Source organism: Haloferula helveola, assembly GCF_037076345.1.
Taxonomy (GTDB): domain Bacteria; phylum Verrucomicrobiota; class Verrucomicrobiia; order Verrucomicrobiales; family Akkermansiaceae; genus Haloferula; species Haloferula helveola.
Window position 1 is genome coordinate 4509764 of sequence record NZ_AP024702.1, and the last position, 25016, is coordinate 4534779.

A 25016-nucleotide genomic window follows, 5' to 3' on the forward strand; every position below is an offset into this window, starting at 1 on the left:
GTTTGTAAATGGAAGGGTCAGTTGCCGAAGAAGCGGCGGAGGTTTTCGCGACTGGTGGTGGCGACTTGTTCGGGGGACGGATCGTATTTGAAGACCTCGACGGAGATCCAGCCGTCGTAGCCGGTTTCGCCCAATGCGTCGACGATAGGTTCGTAAGGCACATCGCCCATGCCGGGCCCGTAGAGATTGGGGTCGTTGGCGTGGAAGTGGACGGTCCAGTCTTTCGATGCCCGGATCACGTCGGCGATACTGGAGTCCTCGTAGCTCATCGCCTTGACGTCCAGATGGAGTTTGCAGGCCGGATGATCGACGGCCTTGCAGAGGCGGATGGTTTCCGCGGTGGAGGTCAGGAAATTGGTTTCCACTTCGCCCAGCGGCTCCATCGCGATGGTGACTCCGAGCGGGCCGCAGTGCTCGGATGCGGCGCGGAGCACTTCCGTCGCCCGTTCGAACGCGGCCTCGTATTCCCAGTCCGCTTCGAGCGAACGCTGCTGCGGACTGCCCCACACCATGATGTTGCCGCCGAGCGCGTGACAAAGGTCGGCGAGCCGCTTGGCGTAGTCGGCCGTCGCCGCCCGGGTCGGAGCGTCGGGAGTCGTCAGGTGGAATCCTTCCGTCTTGGCGAGCAGCCAGTGAAGTCCCACAACCTCCACTCCGGCGTCCCGCACCCGGTCACCGAGCACCTTCGCTTCGGCGGAAGACGGCAGTTCGGAACCGAGGGTGAACGGAGCGATCTCGAGGCCGGTGTAGCCGTGCCCGGCTGCCAGTCTCGCGGATTCGGCCAGAGTGACGTCGCCGTAGGTCTCGTTGCAGATCGCGAAGCGCATCGCGTCGCGGAATCAGAGCTCCTTGATGCGGAGGTTGCGCCAGCGGACGTTGCACGACTTGCCGCCGTGGACCTGCAGACCGAAGAATCCCTTCGGAGTGAAGTCCTTGCCTTCGTCGGTGTAGTCGACCCGCGGTTCTCCGTTCAGCCAGATCTGGATCCGCTTGCCTTCGCAGACGATGCGGATCTCGTTCCAGTCGTCCCACTTGATGATCTTCTTGCCCTGCTCGGTGAACTTCGCGCAGGCCTCCTTGTCCTTCTTGTCGGGGAACAGCCAGCCGCGGCGGGCTTCGTCATACAAACCCGCCGTCCAAGCGCGTGCCTTGCCGTTGTCGTGCTCGCACTGGTAGCCGAAGACGCGACCGTTCTCGCCTTCCTTCTGCTTCGCACGGAACATCACTCCCGAGTTGCCGCTGAGGTCGTCGAACTTCATGTCGAAGCGGAAGTCGAAGTCGCCGTAGGTCTTCTCGGTGATCAGGAAGGTGTTGCCCTTGATGTTCTTGCCGAAGCCGACGATGGAATCGCCATCGATCTTGTACTCGCCGTTGCCGTTGACTTTCTTCCAGCCGGTGAGGTCCTTGCCGTTGAAGAGATTGACGAATCCATCCTCTTCCGCCTGGAGCGTCGGGAGGGCGATGAGGAGCGCTGCGAACAGTGTTTTCATAAAAGTTGTCTGACAGATTTCTGAGGGCAGGCCATACGCGTTGCAAGCCCGGATTGCTTTCAGACGAGCCGGTCGAGCCGTGTCTTTAGATCGGCCACGACGCCGCCCTGATGGGTCGCGGAGAGCGAGACCCGGAGCCGGGCGGTTCCGCGGGGCACAGTGGGGTAGCGGATGGCCGGAACAAGAAAGCCTCCGGACTCGAGAGCTGCGGATGCGCGGAGTGCCATGTCGTTTTCCCCGAGGATGCGCGGAAAGATGGGGGTGTCCGGGCCGTCTGGCCGGAAAATCGCGATGTTCTCCCGGAGTCGGCGGCGTAGCGCATCGCCTTCGGCCGACCGGATCAGCTCCAGCACCCTTGTGGCCGCATGGGCCAGTGCGGGGGGCGGAGCGGTCGAAAAGACAAAGGATCGGGCCCGGTTCACCAGCCATTCCTGCCAAGCGCTTCCACAGGCGAGGTAGGCACCTGCCAGTCCCGCCGCCTTACTCAGGGTGCCCATATGGAAATCGACGCGGTTCTGGACGCCGAGTTCCTCCGCCAGACCCATCCCTGAGGGTCCGAGGACGCCGAATCCGTGAGCCTCATCGAGTAGTAGGAGGGCGTTGTGGTGATCCTTGAGATCGATGATCTCCTGCAGGGGGCAAAGGTCGCCATCCATTGAGAAAACGGATTCCGTGAGGATCAGGATCCTCGCATCGGATTCCTTTTCGCGGATCGATTTCAGAAGTTCGGCCAGCCGGCGGGTATCGTTGTGGGGGAACACACGGATCGTAGCTCCCGACAGCCGGGCCCCGTCGATCAGGCAGGCATGGCTGAGTTTGTCCATGAGGACAAAGTCACCCTTGCCGACCAAGGCGGGAACGACTCCCACTGCCAGTGCGAAGCCCGAGGAGAAGAGCAGGGCAGCGTCGGTGCCCTTGGCTACGGCCAGTTGCTCTTCAAAAATCCGATGGGGCGGCTGGCTGCCGGTGATCAGGCGCGAGGCGGCAGCGCCGTGACCCCAGAGATCGAGCCCCTCATGGAAGGCTTCGCGGATTGTGGGATGACAGGCCAGTCCGAGGTAGTCGTTGGAGGCGAAGTTCCACAGCTCCGAGCCATCCCGAGTGATCTTCGGGCCCGTCGACGACTCCAGAGTGCGGAGAGAGCGCAGCAGGCCCGACTTTTCCAGCTCGGTCAGTTGGTCGCGGGGATCCATCGGGAAGCGGGCGGTCCCGTGGCGTGCGTCAGCGTCTCGGCGATTCCAGCGCCCAACGCAGGAGTCTTTCGGAATCGTTCCAGATGTGGGTCGAGTTGCTTTTCAGCACCACCGAAATGGCCGAGCGGCCGTTGTAGGTGCCGGTGGAGACGAGGCAGCGCCCCGCGGCGTTCGTCGTGCCGGTCTTCATCCCGTCGCAGTAGGGGACCCGTTTCAGGAGCTTGTTGGTGTTCTCCAGCACCTTGGTGCGGCCGCTGGAGTACTGGAACGTGTAGCGTTCGGTGTTGGTCCAAGACCGGATCGTGCCACTGCGGTAGGCGGTGCGGGCCGCGATGGCGATGTCGCGGGCGGTCGAGTACTGGCCTTCGGCAGGCAGACCGTTCGGATTGACGAAGCGCGAGTTCCGCATGCCGAGAGATGCTGCCTTGCGGTTCATCAAGGCTGCGAATCCTTCCTGCGAACCGCCGACGTCGCGAGCGAGGGCCCGGGCGATGTCGTTGCCGCTTTTCACCATCAGTGCCTTGGTCAGCTCGCCGCGGGTGTAGGTCTCACCGGGACGGACGTAGAGCTTGGTCGGCTCGCATTGGGTGTCGCTCTGGGCGATCGTCACGGTCTTCGAGAGGCTGCCGGCGTCGAGGACGGTCAGTGCCGTGATGATTTTCTGGGTTGAGGCGACGGGGCGAACCGAGTCGGCATTTTTGGCGTAGAGCACCTTGCCGCTGTTGGCATCGATGACGATCGCGCTCTGGCCGTAGATCGTCGGCGGGGCGATGCCCGGGATGCCGCCCGTGTGCGGCGCCGGAGCGGTCCCGCCGCTGCTGGTCGGATAGCGATTTTCGGGTTCTCCACCGCAGGAGGTCAGGGCAGCGGCCAGGGAGGCAAAGATGAGGACGCGGAATCGCCGGAGCATGGGCGGGGATAAAACCCCGGACCCCGACGGTTCTCAAGGCGGAATCCCGCGGGTTAGGGCGGTTGCGGGCGATTGGAAGAAATCGAGAAATTACCGAATTTGGCTTGCATTGGTGCCGGAATACGGTAACTCCCGCGCCCCGAATTATGGCCAAAGCAAGCTGGATCGCACGCAACGAGCGCAAGAAGCGCACTGTCGCAAAATATGCCGACCTTCGTCACAAGTTGAAGAAGGAGAAGGATTACGTGGGTCTGACCATGCTTCCGCGCGATGCCAGCCCGACCCGGGTGGTCAATCGCTGCGAGTATTCCGGCCGCCGCCGCGCCTTCATCCGGCGGTTCCGTCTTTCGCGGATCAGCTTCCGTGAGCTCGCTTCGCACGGGATGATTCCCGGGGTGACGAAGTCGAGCTGGTAAGCGGCCCGTTCGCTGCTTACCTTCGACGGGAGACGGAAACCCCTCGTTCTCCCGTCCCGCCATGCCGATCTACGAATATCTTTCCGAGCAGCCCGACGATCCTGAGCGATCTTGTCGGATTTGCCGTCAGGGTTTCGAATTGCGCCGGCCGATCGATCGGGCTCCGCTTGAAAAGTGCCTCGCGTGCCGCAACCCGGTGCGCAAGGTGATTTCCAAGGTCAACACTCCCAAAGTGGCCAAGCCGCTGTCGGTGAGCGACGCCAAGTCGGCGGGCTTCACCATCCTCGAAAAGAGGGACAAGGGGGTTTACGAAAAGCTCTGACGCCGTGATCGAGTGGTTTTCCAGTCTGGCGTTGCTCGCGTCCGCGGGGGAGTTGCCGAAAGACTATCCCGAGCCGGTCGCGATCCTGCTCTATCTCGCAGGCATCGTTTTCTTCCTGCTGCTCAACGCCTTCTTCGTCGCGTCGGAGTTCGCGATCGTTAAGGTCCGGCCGAGCCAGCTTGAGACGGTCGAGAAGGAAAAGCCCGGCACGACCGCTACCGCACAGCGGATCGTCGAGAAACTCGACGGCTATCTGTCGGCCAACCAGCTGGGCATCACGATCGCCTCGCTGGCGCTCGGCTTCCTCGGCGAGCCGTTCGTCGAAGCGCTGGTCGCGCCGACCCTGTTCAAGCTGGGAATGCAGGAGCATGTCTCGGTGTGGGGCATGCACATGGAGCCGGTGAAGTGGATCTCGTTCGGGATCGCGATCGGTTCGTTCACATTCCTCCACGTGGTCGTCGGAGAGCTGCTGCCGAAGTCGATCGCCATCCGCAAGGCAGTGGCGACGACGCTGATTCTGGCAAAGCCGCTCCACCTCTTCTACAAGGCTTTCCATGGTGCCATCCGCCTCCTGAACGGAACCGCGAACTTGCTGCTGAAGGCGATTTTCCGGATCGATCCGATCTCCGAGGGTGAGCACATCCACTCGGCGGAGGAGTTGGCGCTGCTCGTCACCCAGAGCGGCGAGGCAATGGAGGTGACCGAGACCGAACGCGAGATCGCGATCAACGCGCTTGAGCTGAACGAACTCTGGGTGCGCGATGTGATGACGCCACGCCAGGATGTGGTCGTGCTCGACGCTGATGATCCCTTCGACAAGTCGCTCGAAATGGCTCGGCGGACCAAGCACACCCGCTTCCCGCTGGTGAAGGGCGGGCACCTCGACAATCACATCGGCCTGATCCACATCAAGGACGTGCTGAAGCTGGTCGGGGAGTCGGACCCGGACCTGATGCGTATCCGCCGCGAGTTGAAGATGGTGCCCGACACCATGCCACTCGACTCGCTGCTGAAGTTTTTCCTCAAGGAGCGTGCTCACCTGGCGCTGGTGGTCGATGAGTTCGGCACACCGGTCGGGATCGTGTTCCTCGACAACGTGATTGAGGAGATTGTCGGCGATATCCAGGACGAGTTCGACAACGAGCGGCCCGAGTTCGTGCGGGTGAACGACGAGGAGTTTGTGGTCGATGGAACGATCACCCTGAACGATCTCTCGGACATCGAGGAGGAACTAGAGTTGGAGAGCGGCGAGGTGACGACTGTCGGCGGTTATATCACCCAGCAGCTCGGACGCTTTCCCGAAGTCGGTGAGTCGATGGAGATTCTCGGGTGGGAGGCGAAAGTCACGAGCACCGACGGCCGCCGGGTCGGTCAGGTCCATTTCCGCAAGCTGGAGCCGGTCGCCGAGGAGTCGGTTCAGGAAGACTCTTCCGAGGAGAGCTGAGAACTCATATGCGCCGCGCGACGACGGTGAGGATCTGGCTGTCCTCGGTCACGGGGCAGGATTCGTCGAAGTCTCCGACCGCGCGGTCCGCCTCGAATCCTGCGAGCCTGAGTTGCTCGCGAAGCCGCCGGGCGTCGAACCAGCGAAGCGTTTGCTCGGACCGGTGCTCACGGGTTTCCGATTCGGATACGACCCGGTAGCGGTGTTCGCGATGGAGGATCTGGTTACCGCGATCAAGGCGATGACGGGTCTCGACGGTCGCGACCGATCCGTCGGCCAACTGCAGCGTGTGATCCTCATACCACTCGTTTTCCGGCAGTTCGCCGTCGAGTTCGGCAAAGGGAATGAAAACCGTGAGGTAGAGAATCCCGTTTGGCTCGAGCTGTCGGTGAAGGCGCCGCAGGTCTGCCTCCGGGTCCTGTGAGAGCTGGAGCGTGAAGGCTGGAATCAGGATTGAGCGGAAGGTGTGGCCGGTCGTGAAATCGCCCATCGCGCACTCATGCAGGGTCGGGTTCAGTCCGAGGATTGCCGCCTTCGCCCTGCACAGGGAATTCATGTCAGGCGACGGCTCGAGCCCTTCGATCTCGTGCCCGTTCTTCAGCAGTGGCAGAAGTAAGCGGCCTGAGCCGGATCCGACTTCAAGGGAACGCCCCGGGTGTTCCCGCAGAAGGGCGTCCAGCCATCCGAACTCCGGGCTCTCCTCGGCCTCCCAAAAGGCATCGTGCAGTTCCGCTTCTAGGGAGGCGTAGAGGTTCACGCAGCAGGGTTACGCGTGCTGGGTGGTGAAGAACACCTCCATCCGGCGGTGGAGGTCTTCGTAGAAGCGCTTCTTCATCGCGTCGAGAACCTCGATCTTCTCCGGGCCAGAGTTGGTATTGGCTTCCTGCTCCAGCTTCATCTGCTCGGCGAAGGAGCGCTCCATGGCGATCAGGGAATCGAGAAACTCACGGGCGGCCCGCGAGTGCTCGACGCCATCGACGAGCGCGTGCTCAAGGCGCTTGTTGCGGGTGACGGCGATCAGGTTTCCGTCCGCCAGCTTCTCCATGTAGCGGGCGTGGCTTTCCTTGAAGGCCTGGTGTTCCGCATCGAAGGAGATCTCATCGCGGTCGAGCAAGCGGTCGTAGGGGCCGGGCTTGGTGAAGAACTTCACGATCAGCGGGATCGTGTCCACCAGCATGAAGAGGGCGGTGAGGATGCAGTAGGTGTAGAAGGCGAACTTGCCGCCCTCGGCACCCTGCTCGAACAGTTCATGCAGCGCCAGCGTCTGGGTGAGCACGTCGCGCCGAGGCTCGTTCTGAAGCGCCTCGATGCGGGTTCGTTCCTCGGCCGCGACCGCGGCGAGTTCCTGCTTGGCGAGTTCCTGTTCGGCGAGCAGCGAATCGATCTGCTGTTTGATGGTGTCGCGTAGCGCGTTCTGCTGGGTGACGAAAGCGGTCGCCTGGTCCTCTTCGACCTGACGCTTGAGCGCAGCGACGCGTTCCTCCTCTGCTCGGTTGGCGGCGTCGATTTCGGCCAGCCGGGTTTCGAAAGTGGCGATGGCGTTCTTCTCCGCCTCACGGATCTGGGTCTGTAGCGTTGCCTTCTCGGCACTGAGGTGCTCAAGCAAGGCGCCGATGCGCTGGGCTTCGGTCCGACGTGGCTCGAGCTGGTCGGCCTTGATCGAGCGTGCACGCGGGCCTTCGCCGACGAGCCCCGAACGTTGTCCATTGAGCTCGCGCTCGTATTCGGTCTGCCAGTAGCCGAGTTCGGTCTGCAGTTTGGCGTAGGTCGGCGACAGCTCGTCGGCCTGCTGTTGAACGACATCTAGACGCTCGGTGAACGGCTGGGTCGCCTCGGCGATGGATGCGTCGAGTTCCTGCTGCTGTTCGGCCGTCAGGCCGGGAAGGGCGTCGCTCGCATCCTCCCGATCTTGGATGATGAACCGAGCCTGGAAGGTTTCGGTCCACTTTTCCCGCTGGTCGGCCACGCTGGCGTCGAGTCGGTTGATCTCACCACGGACCGTCTCTTTGTTGGTGGCGAAGACGCTCCGGACTTCCTCGATTTCCTGTGCACGGTCTTCCTCGATGACCGAGGTGATGGTGTCGCGGAAGAGCAGCAGGACGAGCGGGTGGGCGATGGTCAGGCCCATCAGGATGGCCACGCAGAGCCGCAGGGCGAATTGCGAGAGCTTGCGCGTCCAGGAGAGGAACGGGCGGTATCCGGCGAGAAGCGCCCGGTCGATGGTGAGGATGATGAAGGCCCAAACCAATGCCACCGGGTAGATCACCGAGGCCTTGTCAGTCAGGGTCGAGAGGGCGTAGGCGCAGGCGATGAATGCGAAGGCGCAGGGCACCAGCACGGTGGCTCCGAAGGCCACGTATTTCCGTTGTTCCCAGTTGGGGCAGAGCTCAAGCGTTTCGGTCCCGGCCCCGGAGAGCCAGAAGAAGGTTCTTTTGATCGAGCGGAGCATGGCACCAGCGGATACTGTCGGGGAATTTAAGCTGTTTCAGCGGTTTTTTCGGCCTCCGTCAGGAGTACGTAGAGGGTGGTTCCCGGGGTCACCCGTTCGATCTCAATCGGTGCGGGCCGGAGCCCGCGGCTTTCGTCGGCCATGAAGAGCACGTGATACGGCCGCTCGCCGTAGGTCAGCCGGAAGTCCTCGAGCGTGAAAACGTCGGTGATATGGGACTTTTTCACCACCGCCCCGCGGGCGGCGAGCTGCTGCAACGTCCGATGGTCCGGTCCTCCGGTGAAACAGATCTGGGAGCGCACGTCGGAAGCCGCGGCGGTCTTGTGGCTCTGGTCCCGGTCGAGCGGAGCAATCTGCCAGACCCCGGCCCGTCCGAACTGGTGGATGAAGCGCTGGGTGGCGATCGAGTTGACCTCGTCGTTCGGAGTTCCCGCAATCAGTGAGCCCAGTCCGTTGAAGTCGAGGTCCTCTTCGGCGAATTCGGACAGGATGTTCGCCCGGTGGGCCTCGAGTCCGAGCATCTTGGCCGCGGAAACATTGGCGAAATTGGTGTCGAGCAACATCACCTGGTGGCCGTCGTCCTTCAGGGCCTTGGCCGCGAGCCGGGCCCATGCATCCGCGCCGGCAAAGAGCACTCCGGTCGGGTTGGTCGATGCGAGGCCGAGTGCACGGGCCAGCGGGGCCGCGCCGAGGCCATAGACCGCCACGGTTCCGATGATGACCAGGAAGATCAACGCCGAGATCTCGGCGGACTGGCTGGCGATGGTCGCGGCTTGGTCGCCGAAGTGCTCTCCGCTGTTTGCCGCGACTTCGAACTCGAGGGCGAAGATCGATGCGACGGCGGCAGCCACGATTCCGCGGGGCGCGAGAAAGGCGAGGAAGACGCGTTCTTTCATCGTCGTCTGCACCGATCTGAACAATGACCCGAAGACCGAGAGCGGCCGACCGATCAGGATCAGGAAGCCGAGCAGCGCGAGTCCCTTGCCCAAGGTCCCGGTCAGGTCATCGACCGAGATCCGGCCGGACAGCACGATGAACAGCGACGAGATGATCAGGGTCCGCAGGTTCTCCTTGAACTCCAGAATGTGCTTCACCGACACGCTCCGCTGGTTGGCCAGGGCGATGCCGAGAACGGTGACGGTGACGAGGCCGGCTTCCTTCTCGAACATGTTCGATCCGGTGAACGCGACCGCTACGACCGCCAGCAGGAAGACCGGCTGGAGGTAGTCGGGGATCAGGTGCTTGCGCAGCAGGATCTCGACAACCTTGCCGAGGACGAAGCCGCCGACCACCCCGACCAGGAGCATCTTGCCGATCGCGATGCCCGTTTGCAGCCACGCTGTGTCGGCATCCGATGCGAGGGCGCCCTTGAAAACCAGCACCGCGAGGACCGCACCGATCGGGTCGACCACGATGCCTTCCCACTTGAAGATCGACGCCATCTTGCGGGTCGGATTGACGTGCCGCAGCAGCGGCGCGATGACCGTCGGTCCGGTCACCGTGAGAATGGCGCCGCTCAGCGCCGCGAGCCGGAAGTCGTAGCCGAGAGCCTTCCACATGAAGACCGCGGTCAGGGCGAAGGAAATCACCACAGCCACGGTGCACAGACGAAGCACCGGTAATCCTGATTCCCGCAATTCGCGGAACTTCAGGGTCAGGCCGCCTTCGAAAAGAATGATGGCCACGAAAAGTCCGACCGCTGAAAGCAATGGATTGGAGTGGGCATCGCCGGGAGCGAGGAAATCGTCGATTTTGACCCCGGTCCACTGGCCGAGGGCGAAACCGAAGGCGAGCAGCAGAAGAATGGACGGCAGCTTGAACCTCCATGCCAGCCATTGGGCGGCGACCCCGACTGCAAGAATGAGCGTCAGGTAGAGCAGGGGCGACATGCCGGACGAGGCGGCGGCGAGAATTTCGGGCATCCGGCGCTATGTCAGCGGATCCCATGCCGGGCGGCGACTGCAAAAATCCCGCATATTTGGAGGTCGTGCCGGCCCCGAAACCCCCGTGATTGCGGGGATACGCGATGACGGAGTTCATCAAACCTCATAATAAGGATATCTAAAGTGTCATGTCTTCCTCACAACCATTCGTCACCCAGTCCGATCGCATCAAAGCCCTGTGCGATGAAGCCATGCGCAAGCCGGAAATCACGGTCACCGAGAAAACCCTCGCGACCCGGTCCGAGCTTCCGCTCAGTAAGGAAACTTCCCGTCTGAAGGTGGCCGCAATGCAGCAGGCGGTGGAAGCCGCGGCTGCCGATCCGACGCCTGAAAAGCCGGCTCAAGAAGTTCCGAAGATCGCTCAGCCAGCCCATACGGAGACCGACAAGGAACTCTCGTCGATGCTTGAGGAGCGTGAGACGAATCTGAACCGTCGCAAGAAGCGTGCCTCGGTCGTTGCCAATGTGGCTCTGTTGCTGCTGGTCGTCACCCCCGTCACAGTGGTTGCCGTGACTCCGAGCCTCCGCGCGAAGTTCGAGAAAGTCGTGTTCCACCTCAAGGAGAGCAAGAACGACTTCAATACAATCGCGAATACGAAGGGCACCTTCGACGAGGCGCTTGAGAACGTGGCAGTGCATGGCGATCATATCAACGCCGCGACCGAGGCCCTTGGCGTCGACCCCAACAGTGTGGGTGCCGACGAGGATCTCGGAATGACCGCCGAACTCACCCAACTGATGGGAGAAGAGGCTGAAGGCTTCCAAGCACGTCGCGGCAAACTCGAGAATCTCGGCACGATCACCCGCAAGGTCACCGGCATCGCTGACGAGGGTGCCCAACCGACCCAATGATTGATTTCTGAGCTGGATTTCCTTTGCCCGCCGGGACACCGGCGGGCTAAGGACGGTCCATGCCGAACCGTTTTTACGGAGCCTTCGATACCGAGCGGCCCTCGGGCCGGGCCGACGAGGGCGACTTCCGGACGCCGTTCCAGATCGATCGCGACCGGGTGCTTCACACGCCTTCTTTCCGGCGTCTCCAGAGCAAGACCCAGGTTTTCTGGAGCGGGGAGTATGATTTCTATCGCACGCGGCTGACCCACTCGCTGGAGGTCGCGCAGATCGGACGTTCGATCTGCCACTGGCTGCGTGCCCAAGGGGATCCGCTCGACGACGGTTTTTTCATCGATCCGGATCTGGTCGAAGCGGCCTGCCTTTCCCATGACTTGGGTCACCCACCTTTCGGACACGCCGGGGAGCGGACGCTCAACCACCTGATGGCGGGGTGGGGAGGCTTCGAGGGCAATGCGCAGACCCTGCGATTGCTGACGAGGCGGATCTTCTCGGCCAAGCGGACTGGGATGGATCCCACTCGTGCCTTTGCCGACGCGGTGCTCAAATACAAGTCACTGTGGAGCGAGCGGAAGTATGTCGAGAAGGAGGTTCCGGAGAATCACTTCCTCTATGATTTCCAGCAGGGCGAGCTCGACTGGGCCCTCGGCGGTCACGATTTCCCGGCCGAGTTGCCCCCGGGGGACGAGCGGGATTCCTTCAAGTCGATCGAGTGCCAGATCATGGACTGGGCCGACGATACCGCCTACTCGCTGAATGACCTTTCCGACAGCGTCCGGGCCGGATTTTTGACGATCGAGCGAATCGAGCGATGGGCGGAAAAGCGGGGGCACTCGTGTGCCGATGGCAGTCCTTTGGGCGAGCTGATGTCAGCGATCCGCCGCCGTGGGGTGGATCCGTTTGTCGGCAAACGCATCGGTCGTTACATCCGGGCGGCATCACTCGCCGGCGATTCCAACTTCCTTAGCGGCTCCACCAACCGCTACCGGTTCAAGCTCGAAGTCGACGAGGCGGTGCGGGCCGAGTCCAAGCTGTTCAAGGCACTTGCGTTCGAGGTCGTTTTCCTTTCTCCCCAACTGAAGCAACTCGAGCACAAAGGCAGCCACTTACTTCGGGGTCTCTGGGAGGTGCTTGAGAAGCGCTACGTTCGCGGAGAGCCGATCGACGGCCAGAAATTCCAACTCCTACCCGAAGATGCGGCCGACGAATTGCAAAATGCAGGGAGCGAGTGGGATCGGGCCCGGCTGGTCTGCGACTTTCTGGCAGGAATGACCGACGGCTACGCGGCCCGGATGTACAAACGCCTCTTTACCCCGGATTTCGGGTCGATCGGTGATCTGGTTGGCTGACTTGCCTGATCGCATTCTGTTCGTCTAACAGTGTTGCCGCTTCCCTGGCTTCTCGTGCTGAGGGCTTCGTGTCGCATGGCTCGTTAGATGTTACCGGAACGTTTCGCGCAGATCTTGCTTTCTGCTTGCCTTCGAAATGGGAGAGAACCCCCAATTAGGATCGAACGTCCGGAATCATGAAGGGTCTGATCTCACTCCACCGCGCTGCATTCGTCTTCGTTTATCTCGGACTCGCCAGCGCGCTGTCGGCGACCATTACCGGGCAGTTCGTGGGCATCGTTCCGGGAGTCAAATACACGGCCCCGGACCCGGCGTTCACTGTTATCGACTCGGACGAGGCGAATCCCGGAGCCGACTATTTCCGCCATCAGCTCCCGGCAGTGGCCCGGGTGCTATTCAGCCACTCCGGAGTTACCAACGACTCCTACGACTACCGGGTGAGGTATCGGTTGGTGGATGCCAGTGGCACGATCATCAGCCTCAAGGATCCGTTGACCGGCAAGAAAGTCACCGAATTGCTGTCGCCGGTCATCACGCTCAACATGGGTCCGCTGACGATCGATCAGACCCGTGACTTCGCGATCCTCGCGGACCCGATCGCCACGCTCCTCCCGCAAGAGCGCTACCGGGTCGAGTGCGAACTCGAGGTGGATGCCGGCAGTGGTTGGGGTGCCTTTCCACAGGACGCGCGCAACTCATCACTGCTCCCGGCCTTTCATTTTACCAATCTCACAAGTGGCGATCCCGAGTTGAACACGCGGGTTGCGATCAAGTCGACCGCATGGACCCGGACCTATCTGATCGGCACCGATCCGTCGAAAGACACCTTCACCGCCGAGGTGAAGGTCTTGCTGGGGCGCTACGACGACTACGACGACCCTTCTACGGCGTCCTCGACGACCGTGGTCGCGGATTTCGACCTGTTCGAGGCAGGCGGCGCGGAGATCCCGCTCCAGAACAACGGACAGGTGTCGGCCCGAATCGCGCAGGCAAACCATGGCGACAACGGCGTCAGGCCGATTCCCGACCTGATTCCCGAGCATGACATCACCGCCAATCTCGTGCCGACCGTGCAACTGGCGTCGCGTGCCCAGACCTACGAATTGCGGGTGACCGTCAGGCACCTGGAGATCCCGAAGATCACCTTCGTCGATGATGATACGGACAGCCTGGCCGCCGAGCGCCTGCTCCATTTCAACGGCACACTCCGTTTCGGAAGTCTCGACACCGAAATGTTTAGCGTGGCCAATGATCCGCCCGTCTCGTCACTGCAGCCCACCACGGTGCGATCGCTGATCCAGTTGGACCCGCTGGGCGGAGTCATTCCGAACCGGCCGGATCTCGGATTCGGGTCAGGCATCGTGCTGAAGGTGGATCTCGACGATGCCGGTGTCGCGACTGTCTACGGGGGCGGGGAGGAAATTGTCCGGGTTGACGGTGCCGGCCCCGTTCTTGATACGCTCGGATTCCTTGACGTCGAGTTCGGGACGCCGACCCTTTCGTCGGCCGGGCCGCAGGCAGCATCCGCGACCGTCCATTTTCCCCAAGGGCTCGGGGTGGTCAAAGATGCCTCCGCCGATGCCTACTTCGCCGAAAACCAGTGGTTGTTTTCCGCGGGAATCAGTCTCAACGACGACATAGAACTGGCTTCTCCGCTGAACGCGGTGCTATCGGCGAACGCCCGGATGTTCGATGAAAGTCATCCGCTAATCTATGACGTTTCGGAGTTCTCCGTCGCACTGAACGGCGAGATTTCGTTCGTCGCATCGGGCAGCGAGCATGTCTCTGCCAACGCCTACAATCGGCTTGCCACGATTCCGGCTGCCGAAATGGAGGACCCGGTGGCGATGCGGGAGCGTCTGTCGAACGACGGGTATCTCCGCTTCATCAGTTTGGACAGCGGGACGCCCGTATTGGTGAATGCCTCATTCAGTGACGGCTCGGCCCGATGCTCGGCCTCTTTCGAAACCGATCCGGGAGCGTTCAAGAGCCACTTTCCTTACGGGGCGGAGATCCGATGGTCGGATTCGGACTTCTTCCAGATCAACTACGGGATCGTCGACTACAACCGGTTGATGAATCCGGATCCGATCCAGATGAACTACGGGCTGGCTTGTCCGAACGACAAGTGTTCGGACGGCGCGGCGGCGGAAACGACGCTCACCCTGACGCCCGTGATCGGTGAAATCCAAGGTTCCTGGTCTGGTGGCTTGACCATGGCCGGAGATGCCGGGGCAACCGAGTTGAGCTGGGGTTGGAAGGGTAACGGCATGGGCGGGCTCACCGACTATACCCACCGTACTGACGCATTTGCGAACGGCCGTTTCTACATGCCCGGGTATCGGTTGCTTGCCGAGGAGAACCCGCTGCTTGACCTTCCGGCCTACTCGACGACCGGTGATCTGCTTTCCGCGGGCGTTCTCCTGCTGGAAGGCTACGACTACGAGTGGATCGCCGAAAGCATCGTGTATCCGGAGACCGAGGCGTATCGGGCCGGTTACGGTGCCTACGCGGGGATCACCTATGTGGTGGAGGCGCCGATGTTCGGAGGTGCGAGCAAGATCGCCGGCAATGCTTCCGATTACGGATACAAGTTGCTGGATCAGGCGTCCAAGTACTATGCCCGTAAGAGCGGGATCAGCGGACGTCATGTCGCGATAGACGCGACCTTCGACCCGTTCATGTTGCTCTACGGCTACGGATTCGGAGTCAGCCAGTTCCAGTTGACCTTTCTTTCCAGTGAGAACGAGGACTCGTGGTTCGACGGAGAACTAGTGATTCCGCCGCCGTTGGATTTTTCGCAGCGGTTCAAGGGGTTGCTGCTGAGTTGCACCGGGGACATCGACGGGGCGCTTTCGATCGACCCCGGCGATTTGGGGCCGAAGTCGATGCGCGACTGGAATTCGGAGTTCCAGCCGAAGGTCTACGAGTTCGTTCCGGAGCCTTCGCCACCCGCTCCGGAGTGCTACCCGCCGAGGACGCTTATTGTCGGTGGGACCACCCAGGTTGCCCACGTGCCTGGCGTGCTTGCCGGACAACTGGAGATTCTTGAGGACGGCAATCTCGGAACGGCCGCCACCGGGCATCCCGACTATGATTCCCGACTGGGGATTCCGGCAACGATGACAATCGATGGGCCCAACGGCAAAAGCTACAGGATCAATCCGGTAACGAAGCTGTATTTCACCAACCCCTATCTTTCGCCCGACGGTATCGGCCAGGTGGCGTTCGCGGCGACGGTGGATGTGCCGTTTTTCGAGGATCTGAAAGCGCACATCGTCACCAGTGCGAATCCGAACCCGAATGCCGCGATCTATCTCTGCGGCGGTTGGGAAGATCCGGGGCCGGCCAACTTCTTCAACACGGACGGATTCGACAATGTGCACCGGGGCTTCCCGGCCGGACTGACCAAAGCCGAGTATCTCTCGCCTGACGAAGGGACGAACGAGCAGTACCTGGTGAAGGCCGAGCAGTCGTTGTTCGGATTGATCCCGCTGAGCTACCCGCTTCGCTGGAGCAACAGCGGGCGATATTTCCGCTCGATGAACAGCGAGTTGGAGGATCTCGTCATTCTCCGAGACGTTTATAACCAGGTCGATTTCCTGGGTCCGGACGACGCGGAGATCAGCTTCGGGGCGCAGTATGAGGGACTGCCCCAAATCAATTTGGCGAGCATTGCCTTCGATGTGGTCGACGAACAGGTCGGTGCCGCCCACGCCCTCACGCAAGCGGCGACTAGTGCGGTGACCGGAGCTCTCGACGAAGGGATCGACGAAATCGGTTCGATGGTCGGCGACAATCTCGACAGGGCACTTGAGGACGCGCTCGACCAGATCGAACAGGAGGTGCTCGCGCCGCTGTTCGTGCCCATTCAAGTTAGCTTCGAACTGAATGCTCCGAATCCGGCGCTGACCTTCGATGACTGGGTGAACCAGCCGGGCGACGGGCTGAAGGCCTATCTGAGCGAGGCCTTCTCGGTCGGAGGCGGTGCGACCGATACCGTCCGCGAGCGCCTCGTGGCGCTCGGGAACGCCGCGGGAGATGCTCAGAGCCTGCTCGACCGCGTGGACCGCGCTCTGGTCAAGGCGATCTTCGCGATCGATTCCGTGACCGGTGAGCTGAAGATCAAAGACGGGATTCCCCAACTCGATCCTGTCGGTCCGTTCTCCACCGTTCCGGGGGTTCTGTGGAAAAACGGTGACGACTTCGAGATTCTCCAGAACCTCACCGCCTACCTGATGGCGGATCTGTTGGGGCCGGATCTCGGGCCCGCCCTGCAGCCGCTCATCAACAGCATTCTCGCCGACACGAATGCCGAGTTGAACGGCCTGATCGAAGGGATCGAGCCGTCGCTCGACCAGATCGTCATCGCGCTCAACCAGGTTCGCTCGTCCTTGTTCCTGATTCGCTCCGAGTTGCAGGAGAACACCGCGATCTTCGACCAGTTCAACGAGATCATCGAAGAAGCGCTGTCCAGCACCAACGAGATCGACGGAATCCTGGGTCGCCTGGAAACCGCCGCCTGCGATTGGATCACCGATCAAGCGATTTCGGCAGGCATCGACCCGGGGCTGCCTTTCAGTCAGCACCAAAGCTTCTTCCTCGAGTTCGACGCATCGGAGTTTGCGGGCTTCCTGAGAGATCAACTGCGCGACGAGTTGCTTGCCAGCGAGTTCATCCGCCAGATCCAGTTCTCTCTCCGACATGCTCTCTATGACGTCGATCTGGCGCTGAGGTCGGGAGTCGATTCGGTGTTCGAGGAGGTCAACCGCATCGTCAAGGACCTGATCAAGGAGTCGCTGGGTCCGATCGACGACGCCATCAACGGCCTGATCGGAGAGCTCAACGAGTTTACCGGCGCGGGAGGGGTCGACGGCTACGCGCATATCGAAGGCGACTCCCTGAAGCGGCTCCGAATCGACGCCTATTGGCAGATGAAGGTGCCGGACGACCTCGAGTTTCATGCGTACGTCGAGATCCTCAGCTACGATTCCGGAGATGACTTCGCCGCAAGCGCGTGTCTGGAGCCCGGCGTTGAGGCGCTTGAGGTAAGGATCGGCGTGGAGGACGTTGCGCTCGACTGGATCAGTCCCGACCTGAGGGCAAGTATCGGTCTGAAGTTTTCGATGGAAACCGCGCCGGATGTGTTTCCGAAGGGCTTCAGCGGTTACTTCCTGATGACCGGAGCGTTGGAGTTCCAGAGTTTCACGCTGAGCCAGTTGGATGCGACGCTCGGCTTCAGCATCGGCAGTTCGCCGGCGGACAAGGAGGCCTACCTCGGGGCGGCGGTCCGGATGTCGATCAACTCGTATGAGGCGGCCGGTGCGTTCTTCATCGGACGAACCTGTTCCATCGAGCCCTTGTTGCTGATCGATGCGGATGTCGCGGAGATCATCGGGGATCCGCCCTTCACAGGGGGCTATGTTTACGGCGAGGTCTGGATCCCGATCTCGGAAGTGGTCCTCGGGATTCCGGCGTCGTGCTTCTTCAACATCTCGGCGGGTGTGGGCGCAGGTGCGTTCTATTTTGTCGAAGGCCCGACCTTCGGCGGGAAAATGTTGTTGGGCGTGAGTGGCGAGGCGCTGTGCGTGGTTTCGATCAAGGGCGAGGTCCGCTTGGTCGGCGTGATGCAGGGAGGCTCGCTGCGAATGCGGGGCAAGGGGACGCTCACAGGTAAGGCGGGCTGGTGTCCGTTCTGTCTCAAATTCAAGAAATCCGCGACCGTGACCTATCAGAGCGGATCGTGGGACGTGGACCTTTAGAAACTTCGGAGCGAATTTCAGATGAAGCTTTTCAGAAATTGCATGGCGTGTGTGGTTGCCGCGGCGTTGCTGCCGACGGGCGGGCTTGCTCAGAACACCGACCGGTTGGTGGTGACCAGTGGCACGTCCTACACCAAGGATGGCAAACCCCACGCCTACGTCCTCTGGCAGCCGGGAGACATTTCCACCACGCTCGGCATGCGCTTCGGCGTGTTCCGGAAGGAAGGAGGAATCGCATCGGGCTTGCCCTACCAACGCGTCGGGATCCAGACGCTGCAGGCGAACCCGGAGACCATCCGGGCATTGCTGCATCTGGGCGAGAAGGTCGATTTCAATGGAGGGGTCGTGTTCGACCGCATCGCCGGCATCTACATGGACACGGTCACCGGCAGCGGGGGCGGCAACGGCCCGGACGAGAGCTTGGGCGCAGCCGGGAAGCTGTCATACCTGATCGCCGCCGCGACCGAGGATCCGCAACTTCTCAACCAGTTGCTGCTTCTCGGGAGAGCACATCCGGGCGTGATGCTGGCCTTGGGGCATGGCTTCGTGATTCCGATGCCGGCCGCAACGGTGCAGACCTTTGAGGTGCGTGAGCTGGGTGCCGCCGACCAGGTGATCCGGGTGATCGGACGGGTGGAGGTAGACTCGGGCGCTCCTGTTTTCCCGCCGCCGCCGGGACCTCCGGTTCAGGTCCTACACGAATTGAAGCAGACGAAGTATGTCCACAGCCCCAAGGACAACCTGAATGCGAGGCTTCGGTGGGGGCAGGATCCGACCCTGCGGAGAGCGATGGCATCGACCTTCGGCTTCGACCTTTTCCGTGTGAGTGAGGAGTGCGCCAACGCGCTCGGTTGGATCGCGACGCCGCCGCCCCGCAAGGAGTTGACGGATCTGTTGACCGGTGTCGCGGCTTTGCCTCCCGGTTGCGGTCCCGGTGACATCGCGAGGGTGAACGAACTGCCGATCATGATCGATCCTCCGCTCACGTTGGTCGAGGCCGCCGACGTTTCGAACCAGGAGGACTTCTACTTCGCCGACGACAACTGGCTCTCGAAGGGGGGGATCCCGTTCGAGGATGGCGATACGTTCTACTACTATGTTGCGGCGAGGGATGTCTGCGGTCGGCCCGGTGAGGTCTCGCCGGGTACGCGGGTGGTGATGTGCGACCGCTTGCCGCCCCTGCCTCCGGGAATCATCAGCGTCGAGAATGTCTTCGAAGGGGTGGTCGCTCCTGCCGACTGGAAGAATCTTGATGGCGAGCAACACCTCCGCGTGAGGATCCGGCAGCTGGACGAGAACGATCCCGACGAAGCTGCGAGCCGCTACCATGTCTACCGATGGAAGCATCCGCGCGAGGCCTTGCTGGCGGGTGGCGATCCGGCCCAGAACCGGATCGATACCGTCGATCACGTGCCGGGTGCGGAGTTCGTGGATTTCCACGACGACGGCGGCGGGGCTCCGGCGATGCCGGCCGACGCTTCGAAGACGTTCTGGTACACGGTTCGCGCCGAAGACACCTCCTCTTGTGCGGCTAAGAATTTCAGCGCGCACTCATCTCCGGTGTATGGTGTCCTTCGCGACCGCGCGGGCCCGAACAAACCGGGCGGCTACGTCGAGATCTGTCGTCATGCCCCTTCGCTCGATAGCGCCGGGTTCAGTGAGGAGAACCGTTCGGACTTCGGAGTCACCGATGACGACCCGATGTTCGGGGTGCGCATCGCGCGCTCTTCCAAGGCGATCCAGTGTGCGGAGATCGAGGTGAAGGGACCTGATGCCGCGGGGACTCCCGGAGCGGTCTTGCTGGAGTCGAGGATGGTTCTCTTCGGCGACGACGACGTCAGCGAATCGATTTTCCGTCGTGAGGACGGAACCGGGATCGTGCTTTGCATTCGTGCCTGCACCACGGCAGGGGCCTGGACACCGCAACTGTGCCTTCCGACCCGGGTCGAGGATCCGAAAGGAGAGTTCTACATGTATGAATACCTCGCGAGCACGACCCGGCCCTGCGGCCGCGCGCCGGGGCTGCCGGAAGACGTCGCGATCCACGAACCCCTGAACCTCGACGGAACGATCGAGGCGATCACCGGCTTCATCGCGCTGCCGACCGATGCGCGCGAGTGGCGGGTTTACCGACGGGTGAATGACGGGCCTCTGACTCTGGTCGCGAAGCAGGAAGGACTGGGCTTGCCGAGTCCGGCTCCGTGGAATGACGACGCATTGCCTGCGGCACCCGGCACGCTCGTCTGCTACTACTTCCAGGTTTTCGACCAGCACGGCAATCCGAGCGCGCTGGTGCGGATCAAGTGCGTGAGGATCAAGCGCGACGACCTTCCCCAGCCGATGCTTTCCGAAGTCGAACTGCAGAATGGCCCCTCCGACGAGACCTTCGCATTGCTGACGTGGTTCTGTGACTCGGTGGGTGTGGAGCGGTTTGAGATCTTTGTCGCCTCCGAGACCAGTGACGATCCGGGTATTTCCGGGACGGCCATTTCCGCACCGCTGGGAGATCCGGAGGAGTCACTGGTGCTCGATGGCGAGTTCGAGGGCAAGCAGGTGGCAATCCATCAGAGCCGCCGGGTTGCGTCGCCTGCCTTCAGCGCAGGTCCGGAGTTCTCGACGCTGGTGGAGATTCCGACCGGACAGAAGCTCGTCTTCGCGGTGCGCGCGGTCGGCGACGGCCCGTTCGGTGAGCGGAGCTCGGGAGATCTGAGCAACCAGGTCGAGGCAATCTGGATCACTCCCGACCCGGCTCCGCAGCCGGTGATCCCGTGGCCGGCCCGGCCGCTTCCGAGTCTGCAGAACACCGGGGTGCTGGTCTCGGACTATGGCAAGGGCGAGGGCCCCTATCTCGCAACAGAGGTCACGGATCCGGATCTCGGAGGTGCCGGTGGAATCATCTTCGGTGCATTCTTGAATCAGAGTGAGGCATTCGAGGGGAAGGGAGAGACCGGATTCTTCCCCGAATCTCCGACTCCGATCGAGCACCTGTTCAAGTATCGGTCGCAGGGCGGCAAGTGGACATCCCAGTTGCTGCCGCTCGCTCCGTTCACGGTGTATCGCTACCAGGTTCCCAACAGCGAGTTTCCCGAAGCGGTGCCGAACCTCGTGCAGGTTTCACCTTTGATCGATCGGATGGTCTATAAGATCGAGCCCAAGCCCGACGGATCCGGGAACAGGGCGCGAGTGCAGGATCCGTTCTTCCGATTCCCGCGGATCCGTAGTGGTGGAGTCCCGATCGCGGTCGGAGGGCTCTACGGACCCAACAGCCAGCCGATCACGGTTTCCGCCGGGACCGGGACAGATCTGCCCCCTTATCTCGAGGGCAAGGACGGGCTGATTTTCTGGATCGATCCGATGCCTTACATCAAGGACGCCAGTTACCGGTATCTGATCGTGTGCTTTGACAAGGATACCGGTGAGATCTCGCGGGTGATCCCCACCAATGTCGTGAACCCCTGACCCGATACAGCGGATGAAATCTCCAATCAAAATCATCACGGCCTTCGCTTTCGGTTTGGGTTCCGTCGCGCTGTCGATGCCGGCGACCAAGCTGATTTCCGGCGAATGGTGCCTGCCGACCGAGGCACAGGGACTGGTCGTCATCGACGAGGCAACCGGCCAACTCCGATTCGCGCAGAGTGACCCGGGCGGGCGTCTGACATGGTCGCCGGTTGTTCGAACCTACCTATCGGATGTCAGTGATGTGGCGGGTTCGCTCGATGGCAATTCCGGCGAGTTGCTCGCGCTGACCAACCCGTGGGCGAACCGGATCGTGACGGTGGAAATCGACGACCCCGCGTTGACGCTCGGCTCGATGACGCCTCCTCACGTCGGCCCGGCCGCGATTTGTGAGATCGATACCTCCGGGCCGGAACTGCTGATCGGATCGAACCTGGCGGGCGGTGGCGCGGGTGCCTGGCTGGATGCGGTTGAAGACATTCCGGCAGGTGGAGTGCCGCTTGCCCAGTCGAGCGGCTTCGCCCCGATCGATCAGCTGGAGCCGCTGTTCGAGACCCTCGGTGGCGACCGCATGGCGGTCGGCCGGATCGTCAGCACGAGCACCAAGCTCTTTCTCAGCTATCGTGGCGGTGGAGCGGTAAGTTTCGCCATTCAGGATACGATTGCAGGTGACTGGCAGATCGCGAGCAGCGTGATCGGAGAAGACGGACGGACCATGGTCGTCGCATGGCAAACGGGTGGGACAACGGTCCTTCTCTATACCCTGAATGGAGGCATTGGTGCCGGCAGTGCGCTCACCCTCACCGGGGAACCAAAGCTGATTTTGTCGGGCGGCATCGGCTCGATCCAGCGAGTCGAGGTCCCGGGTGCGCCCGACGGCTTCCTGGCCGTTTCCCGTGACGGTTCGGAGGCGGTCTGGGTGCGCGTGTTCACGGGCAAGACGCTGAGTGTCGAGGCGGGATTCCAGCCGACCGCCGCAGGTTTGCAGATCAATGCCTTGGTTCCGGTCGACGGCGTGGGATTGGTGCAACTCGACGGAAAGGCAGGTGGCGGTCCGTCATCGGCGTTCGAAAGCCACGTCTGGACCGGAACCCGATGGGGGGTGGCCGATGCAGGCAGTTTGCCCAAGCCGCTGAGCAACCAGACGGACTTCGCCACGATCTTCTACTTCGACAGCGAACCATTCCTGACCGAGACCGCGTCTCTGCTCGGCCTGGAGATCCAGCCGGACTGGACGACCGGTTCCACCTCATCTCCGTTCCCACCAAGCATCACTGGGGAAACCTACGGATCCACCACGCTTGGCCTGGGTTCGCCCGGAGCGAGAGGCTTCACGGCACCGGGGGGCTCTGGCTATCTGCTCAGCAACCAGCACGAGCCGTATCTCAGTATCTCGGCCCTGCGTTCCAACGATCTGATCTCCACCCCGTCGCTAATCATCAATCCTCCGGGCGGATCCTCGCCCACGACGGTCGAGGTGAGCGCTTTGTTCGATGCCGAACGCTACGTGCTCAAGTATCGCAAGAGCGATCCGGGCAGTCCGTGGCAGGACTGGAGCGGGGGGCTTTCGGTTCCGTATTCCTCGACTTGGTATTTCTATCTGGAAGACCAGATCACGGGAGACAGCGGTCCGATCACCTCGCGGACCTGGACGATTCCGGTCGGTGGGCTCAACGGAACGGATTCCGACTCCGACGGGGTGCCGGACTACGTGGAGGCCGAGCGAGGTCTGGATCCGTTCGGTGGTGCCGACAGCGACGGCGACGGAGCGTCCGATCTTGAGGAGATCCTGGCCGGAACCGATCCGACCGATGACTCGAGCATTCCCTCGCCACGGAATCCGATCCCGCAGGGTGAAGGGGTGCGTTGGCTGGCAACCGCGGGCAACCACACACCGACCGCACGGATTTCCAACGGAGAAGCCATTGAGGCGCATGATATGGCAGGTGCTTTGCTGGCTCGCGACGAAGTCGAGTCGCTGACCCATCCGACCCTCGGTAGCATCCGTGCCGCGGAGCCCGTGTCGAACAGCAGCCCGGCCCAGACGGAATGGGCGGCACTGGCGAGTCCGATCTTCTTCGATGTCGGCACCGGCGTGAATCCTCCGCGAACCGGTCGCGAGATGATCCGTCTGGTGGGCATTCCGTCGCCCTCCGGACCGGTGATCGGCTTCACGCCGAGCGGCGCGAATTCGTCCGCCGATGCGGCGGGTTGGATCGCTGCGGCTCAAGCGGCCTACAGCACGTGGTCACCCGTCAGCGAACTGACGGAGATTTTTCCGGAGCATTCAGCGATGGCGATTCTCTGCGAAGCGATGATCTACGACCGGCTTGTCGCCGAAGGCCTTCTCGGAGCTCCGGTCCCGACGCTGCCTGAGTTCGGTATTTTCCCGTGGCGGAGTCAGGATGCGGGGCGTCTTCCGCTCGACCGTCCGATGATTTCCGGCCTTGCCTCGCTCGGTTACGATTTCTCGGCGCTCCGCGATCTGGTGGAGGCCGAAGTCGAAACCGTCTCTACGACGCGTGACGCTCTCCGCTCGGCGGCGGACGCGATCTATGCCTTCCACATCGCGAATTCCGACAGCTCGCCGGGGCTTGAGAGTCCGTTCCGGGTGCTGCGCGACTGGATCGAGGGTCTTGGTTTTCCTGCCAGCTACTCCGGGGTGGTTACCGACCCGATCCTGACCGATGCGGAGACCGCGATCGCCGAGATCCGAGGGCTTTCCGGCCAGCCCTACCGCCCTGTCGAATCGTGGGCGGTCGAGGTGGCTGCGCAAGGCGTCGAGCCGCCTGGTGTCGCCATCCGGCAACCGGGCGCGACACCCGTCGCCCTACTCCGCCCGACGGGTGAGCCGTTCCTTTTCGAGCAGGGGATCGGAGTGGTCGAGGGCACGACCCTGACCGTGCAGGGCTTCGTCGATGTGACTTCGCCGACCGGTTATCCGGCGATGGAAGTCACGGCGCTCGTTTACAACTCTCTGCCGAAGGAAAGCGCACGCGATCAGGACGCGAACCTGCTCGACGACGAATGGGAGCGCTTCTTCTTCGGGTCGACTGGCAATGATCCCTACTCGGTCCCCGCGGCCTCGAACTTCACGCTGCTGGAACACTACCTTGCCGGAACCGACCCGAGGGGAGGCGACGATCCGCCGAGTTCGCCGGCCGACCTCTCGCCACCAGCTCTCAGCATCGAGGCTGCCGGGGGTGGAGTGTTCGAGATCGAGTTCGCTTGGCCGGAGGAATACTTCGAGCAGATGGACTTCATCGTCGAGGGATCGCCCGACTTGAGTCCCGGTAGCTTCGTCGAGATCCCCGGTGCGGTGATCACTCCGTTGGGTGGCGGACTGTACCTGATCACCCTGCCGCCGGTGCCGCCGGCACAGGTCGCGCATTTCTACCGCGTCCGGCTGGCATTGCCGGAGAACTGAC

The 25016-nt window shown here is 62.2% G+C and carries 15 protein-coding genes; 8 read left to right on the top strand and 7 right to left on the bottom strand.

Going from position 1 to position 25016, the window contains the following annotated elements; translation table 11 throughout:
- Nucleotides 1-17 precede the first annotated feature (17 nt).
- The 4 genes from HAHE_RS16990 to HAHE_RS17005 are packed head-to-tail and all read right to left on the bottom strand — an operon-like array spanning nucleotide 18 to nucleotide 3593.
- Complete coding sequence (locus tag HAHE_RS16990; protein WP_338686097.1) at nucleotides 18-827, bottom strand: sugar phosphate isomerase/epimerase family protein; 810 nt, start codon at nucleotides 825-827, stop codon at nucleotides 18-20.
- Nucleotides 828-839: 12 nt separating this feature from the next.
- The gene (locus HAHE_RS16995) at nucleotides 840-1490 is read right to left on the bottom strand and encodes a DUF1080 domain-containing protein (protein WP_338686099.1); all 651 of its coding nucleotides are present in this window, start codon (nucleotides 1488-1490) and stop codon (nucleotides 840-842) included.
- Between the two features lie 59 nt (nucleotides 1491-1549).
- The gene (locus HAHE_RS17000) at nucleotides 1550-2683 is read right to left on the bottom strand and encodes an 8-amino-7-oxononanoate synthase (RefSeq protein WP_338686101.1); all 1134 of its coding nucleotides are present in this window, start codon (nucleotides 2681-2683) and stop codon (nucleotides 1550-1552) included.
- A 28-nt stretch (nucleotides 2684-2711) separates the two neighbouring features.
- Nucleotides 2712-3593 (bottom strand): D-alanyl-D-alanine carboxypeptidase family protein, encoded by an 882-nt coding sequence (locus HAHE_RS17005; protein WP_338686103.1) that lies wholly within the window; start codon nucleotides 3591-3593, stop codon nucleotides 2712-2714.
- A 146-nt stretch (nucleotides 3594-3739) separates the two neighbouring features.
- Here HAHE_RS17005 and rpsN point away from each other — a divergent pair, with 146 nt between their 5' ends.
- From rpsN to HAHE_RS17020, 3 genes are all read left to right on the top strand, one after another.
- Entirely contained in the window at nucleotides 3740-4009 is a 270-nt protein-coding gene (rpsN, locus tag HAHE_RS17010; protein ID WP_338686105.1) for a 30S ribosomal protein S14, read from the top strand.
- A 61-nt stretch (nucleotides 4010-4070) separates the two neighbouring features.
- Nucleotides 4071-4331 (top strand): zinc ribbon domain-containing protein, encoded by a 261-nt coding sequence (locus HAHE_RS17015; protein ID WP_338686107.1) that lies wholly within the window; start codon nucleotides 4071-4073, stop codon nucleotides 4329-4331.
- 4 nt (nucleotides 4332-4335) lie between these two features.
- Complete coding sequence (locus HAHE_RS17020; RefSeq protein WP_338686109.1) at nucleotides 4336-5775, top strand: hemolysin family protein; 1440 nt, start codon at nucleotides 4336-4338, stop codon at nucleotides 5773-5775.
- 4 nt (nucleotides 5776-5779) lie between these two features.
- Here HAHE_RS17020 and HAHE_RS17025 read toward each other — a convergent pair whose 3' ends face one another.
- Genes HAHE_RS17025 through HAHE_RS17035 form a run of 3 tightly spaced genes read right to left on the bottom strand, consistent with a single transcriptional unit; the run spans nucleotide 5780 to nucleotide 10146 of the window.
- Nucleotides 5780-6532, bottom strand: a complete 753-nt coding sequence (locus HAHE_RS17025) for a class I SAM-dependent methyltransferase (protein ID WP_338686111.1) — start codon at nucleotides 6530-6532, stop codon at nucleotides 5780-5782.
- A gap of 9 nt (nucleotides 6533-6541) precedes the next feature.
- Nucleotides 6542-8224 (bottom strand): DUF4407 domain-containing protein, encoded by a 1683-nt coding sequence (locus HAHE_RS17030; protein WP_338686112.1) that lies wholly within the window; start codon nucleotides 8222-8224, stop codon nucleotides 6542-6544.
- 26 nt (nucleotides 8225-8250) lie between these two features.
- Nucleotides 8251-10146, bottom strand: a complete 1896-nt coding sequence (locus tag HAHE_RS17035; protein WP_338686113.1) for a cation:proton antiporter — start codon at nucleotides 10144-10146, stop codon at nucleotides 8251-8253.
- Between the two features lie 149 nt (nucleotides 10147-10295).
- On the opposite strand from HAHE_RS17035, the gene HAHE_RS17040 reads away from it, so the two are divergent.
- The 5 genes from HAHE_RS17040 to HAHE_RS17060 all read left to right on the top strand — a co-directional run bounded on the left by HAHE_RS17040 (nucleotide 10296) and on the right by HAHE_RS17060 (nucleotide 25015).
- The gene (locus tag HAHE_RS17040; protein WP_338686114.1) at nucleotides 10296-11018 is read left to right on the top strand and encodes a hypothetical protein; all 723 of its coding nucleotides are present in this window, start codon (nucleotides 10296-10298) and stop codon (nucleotides 11016-11018) included.
- A gap of 59 nt (nucleotides 11019-11077) precedes the next feature.
- Entirely contained in the window at nucleotides 11078-12367 is a 1290-nt protein-coding gene (gene dgt, locus HAHE_RS17045; protein WP_338686115.1) for a dGTP triphosphohydrolase, read from the top strand.
- Nucleotides 12368-12543: 176 nt separating this feature from the next.
- On the top strand, nucleotides 12544-18129 hold the full coding sequence (locus HAHE_RS17050) for a hypothetical protein (protein WP_338686117.1): 5586 nt from the start codon (nucleotides 12544-12546) through the stop codon (nucleotides 18127-18129).
- Nucleotides 18130-18150: 21 nt separating this feature from the next.
- Entirely contained in the window at nucleotides 18151-21588 is a 3438-nt protein-coding gene (locus tag HAHE_RS17055; RefSeq protein WP_338686118.1) for a hypothetical protein, read from the top strand.
- 13 nt (nucleotides 21589-21601) lie between these two features.
- The gene (locus HAHE_RS17060) at nucleotides 21602-25015 is read left to right on the top strand and encodes a thrombospondin type 3 repeat-containing protein (protein ID WP_338686119.1); all 3414 of its coding nucleotides are present in this window, start codon (nucleotides 21602-21604) and stop codon (nucleotides 25013-25015) included.
- Nucleotide 25016: the final 1 nt, after the last annotated feature.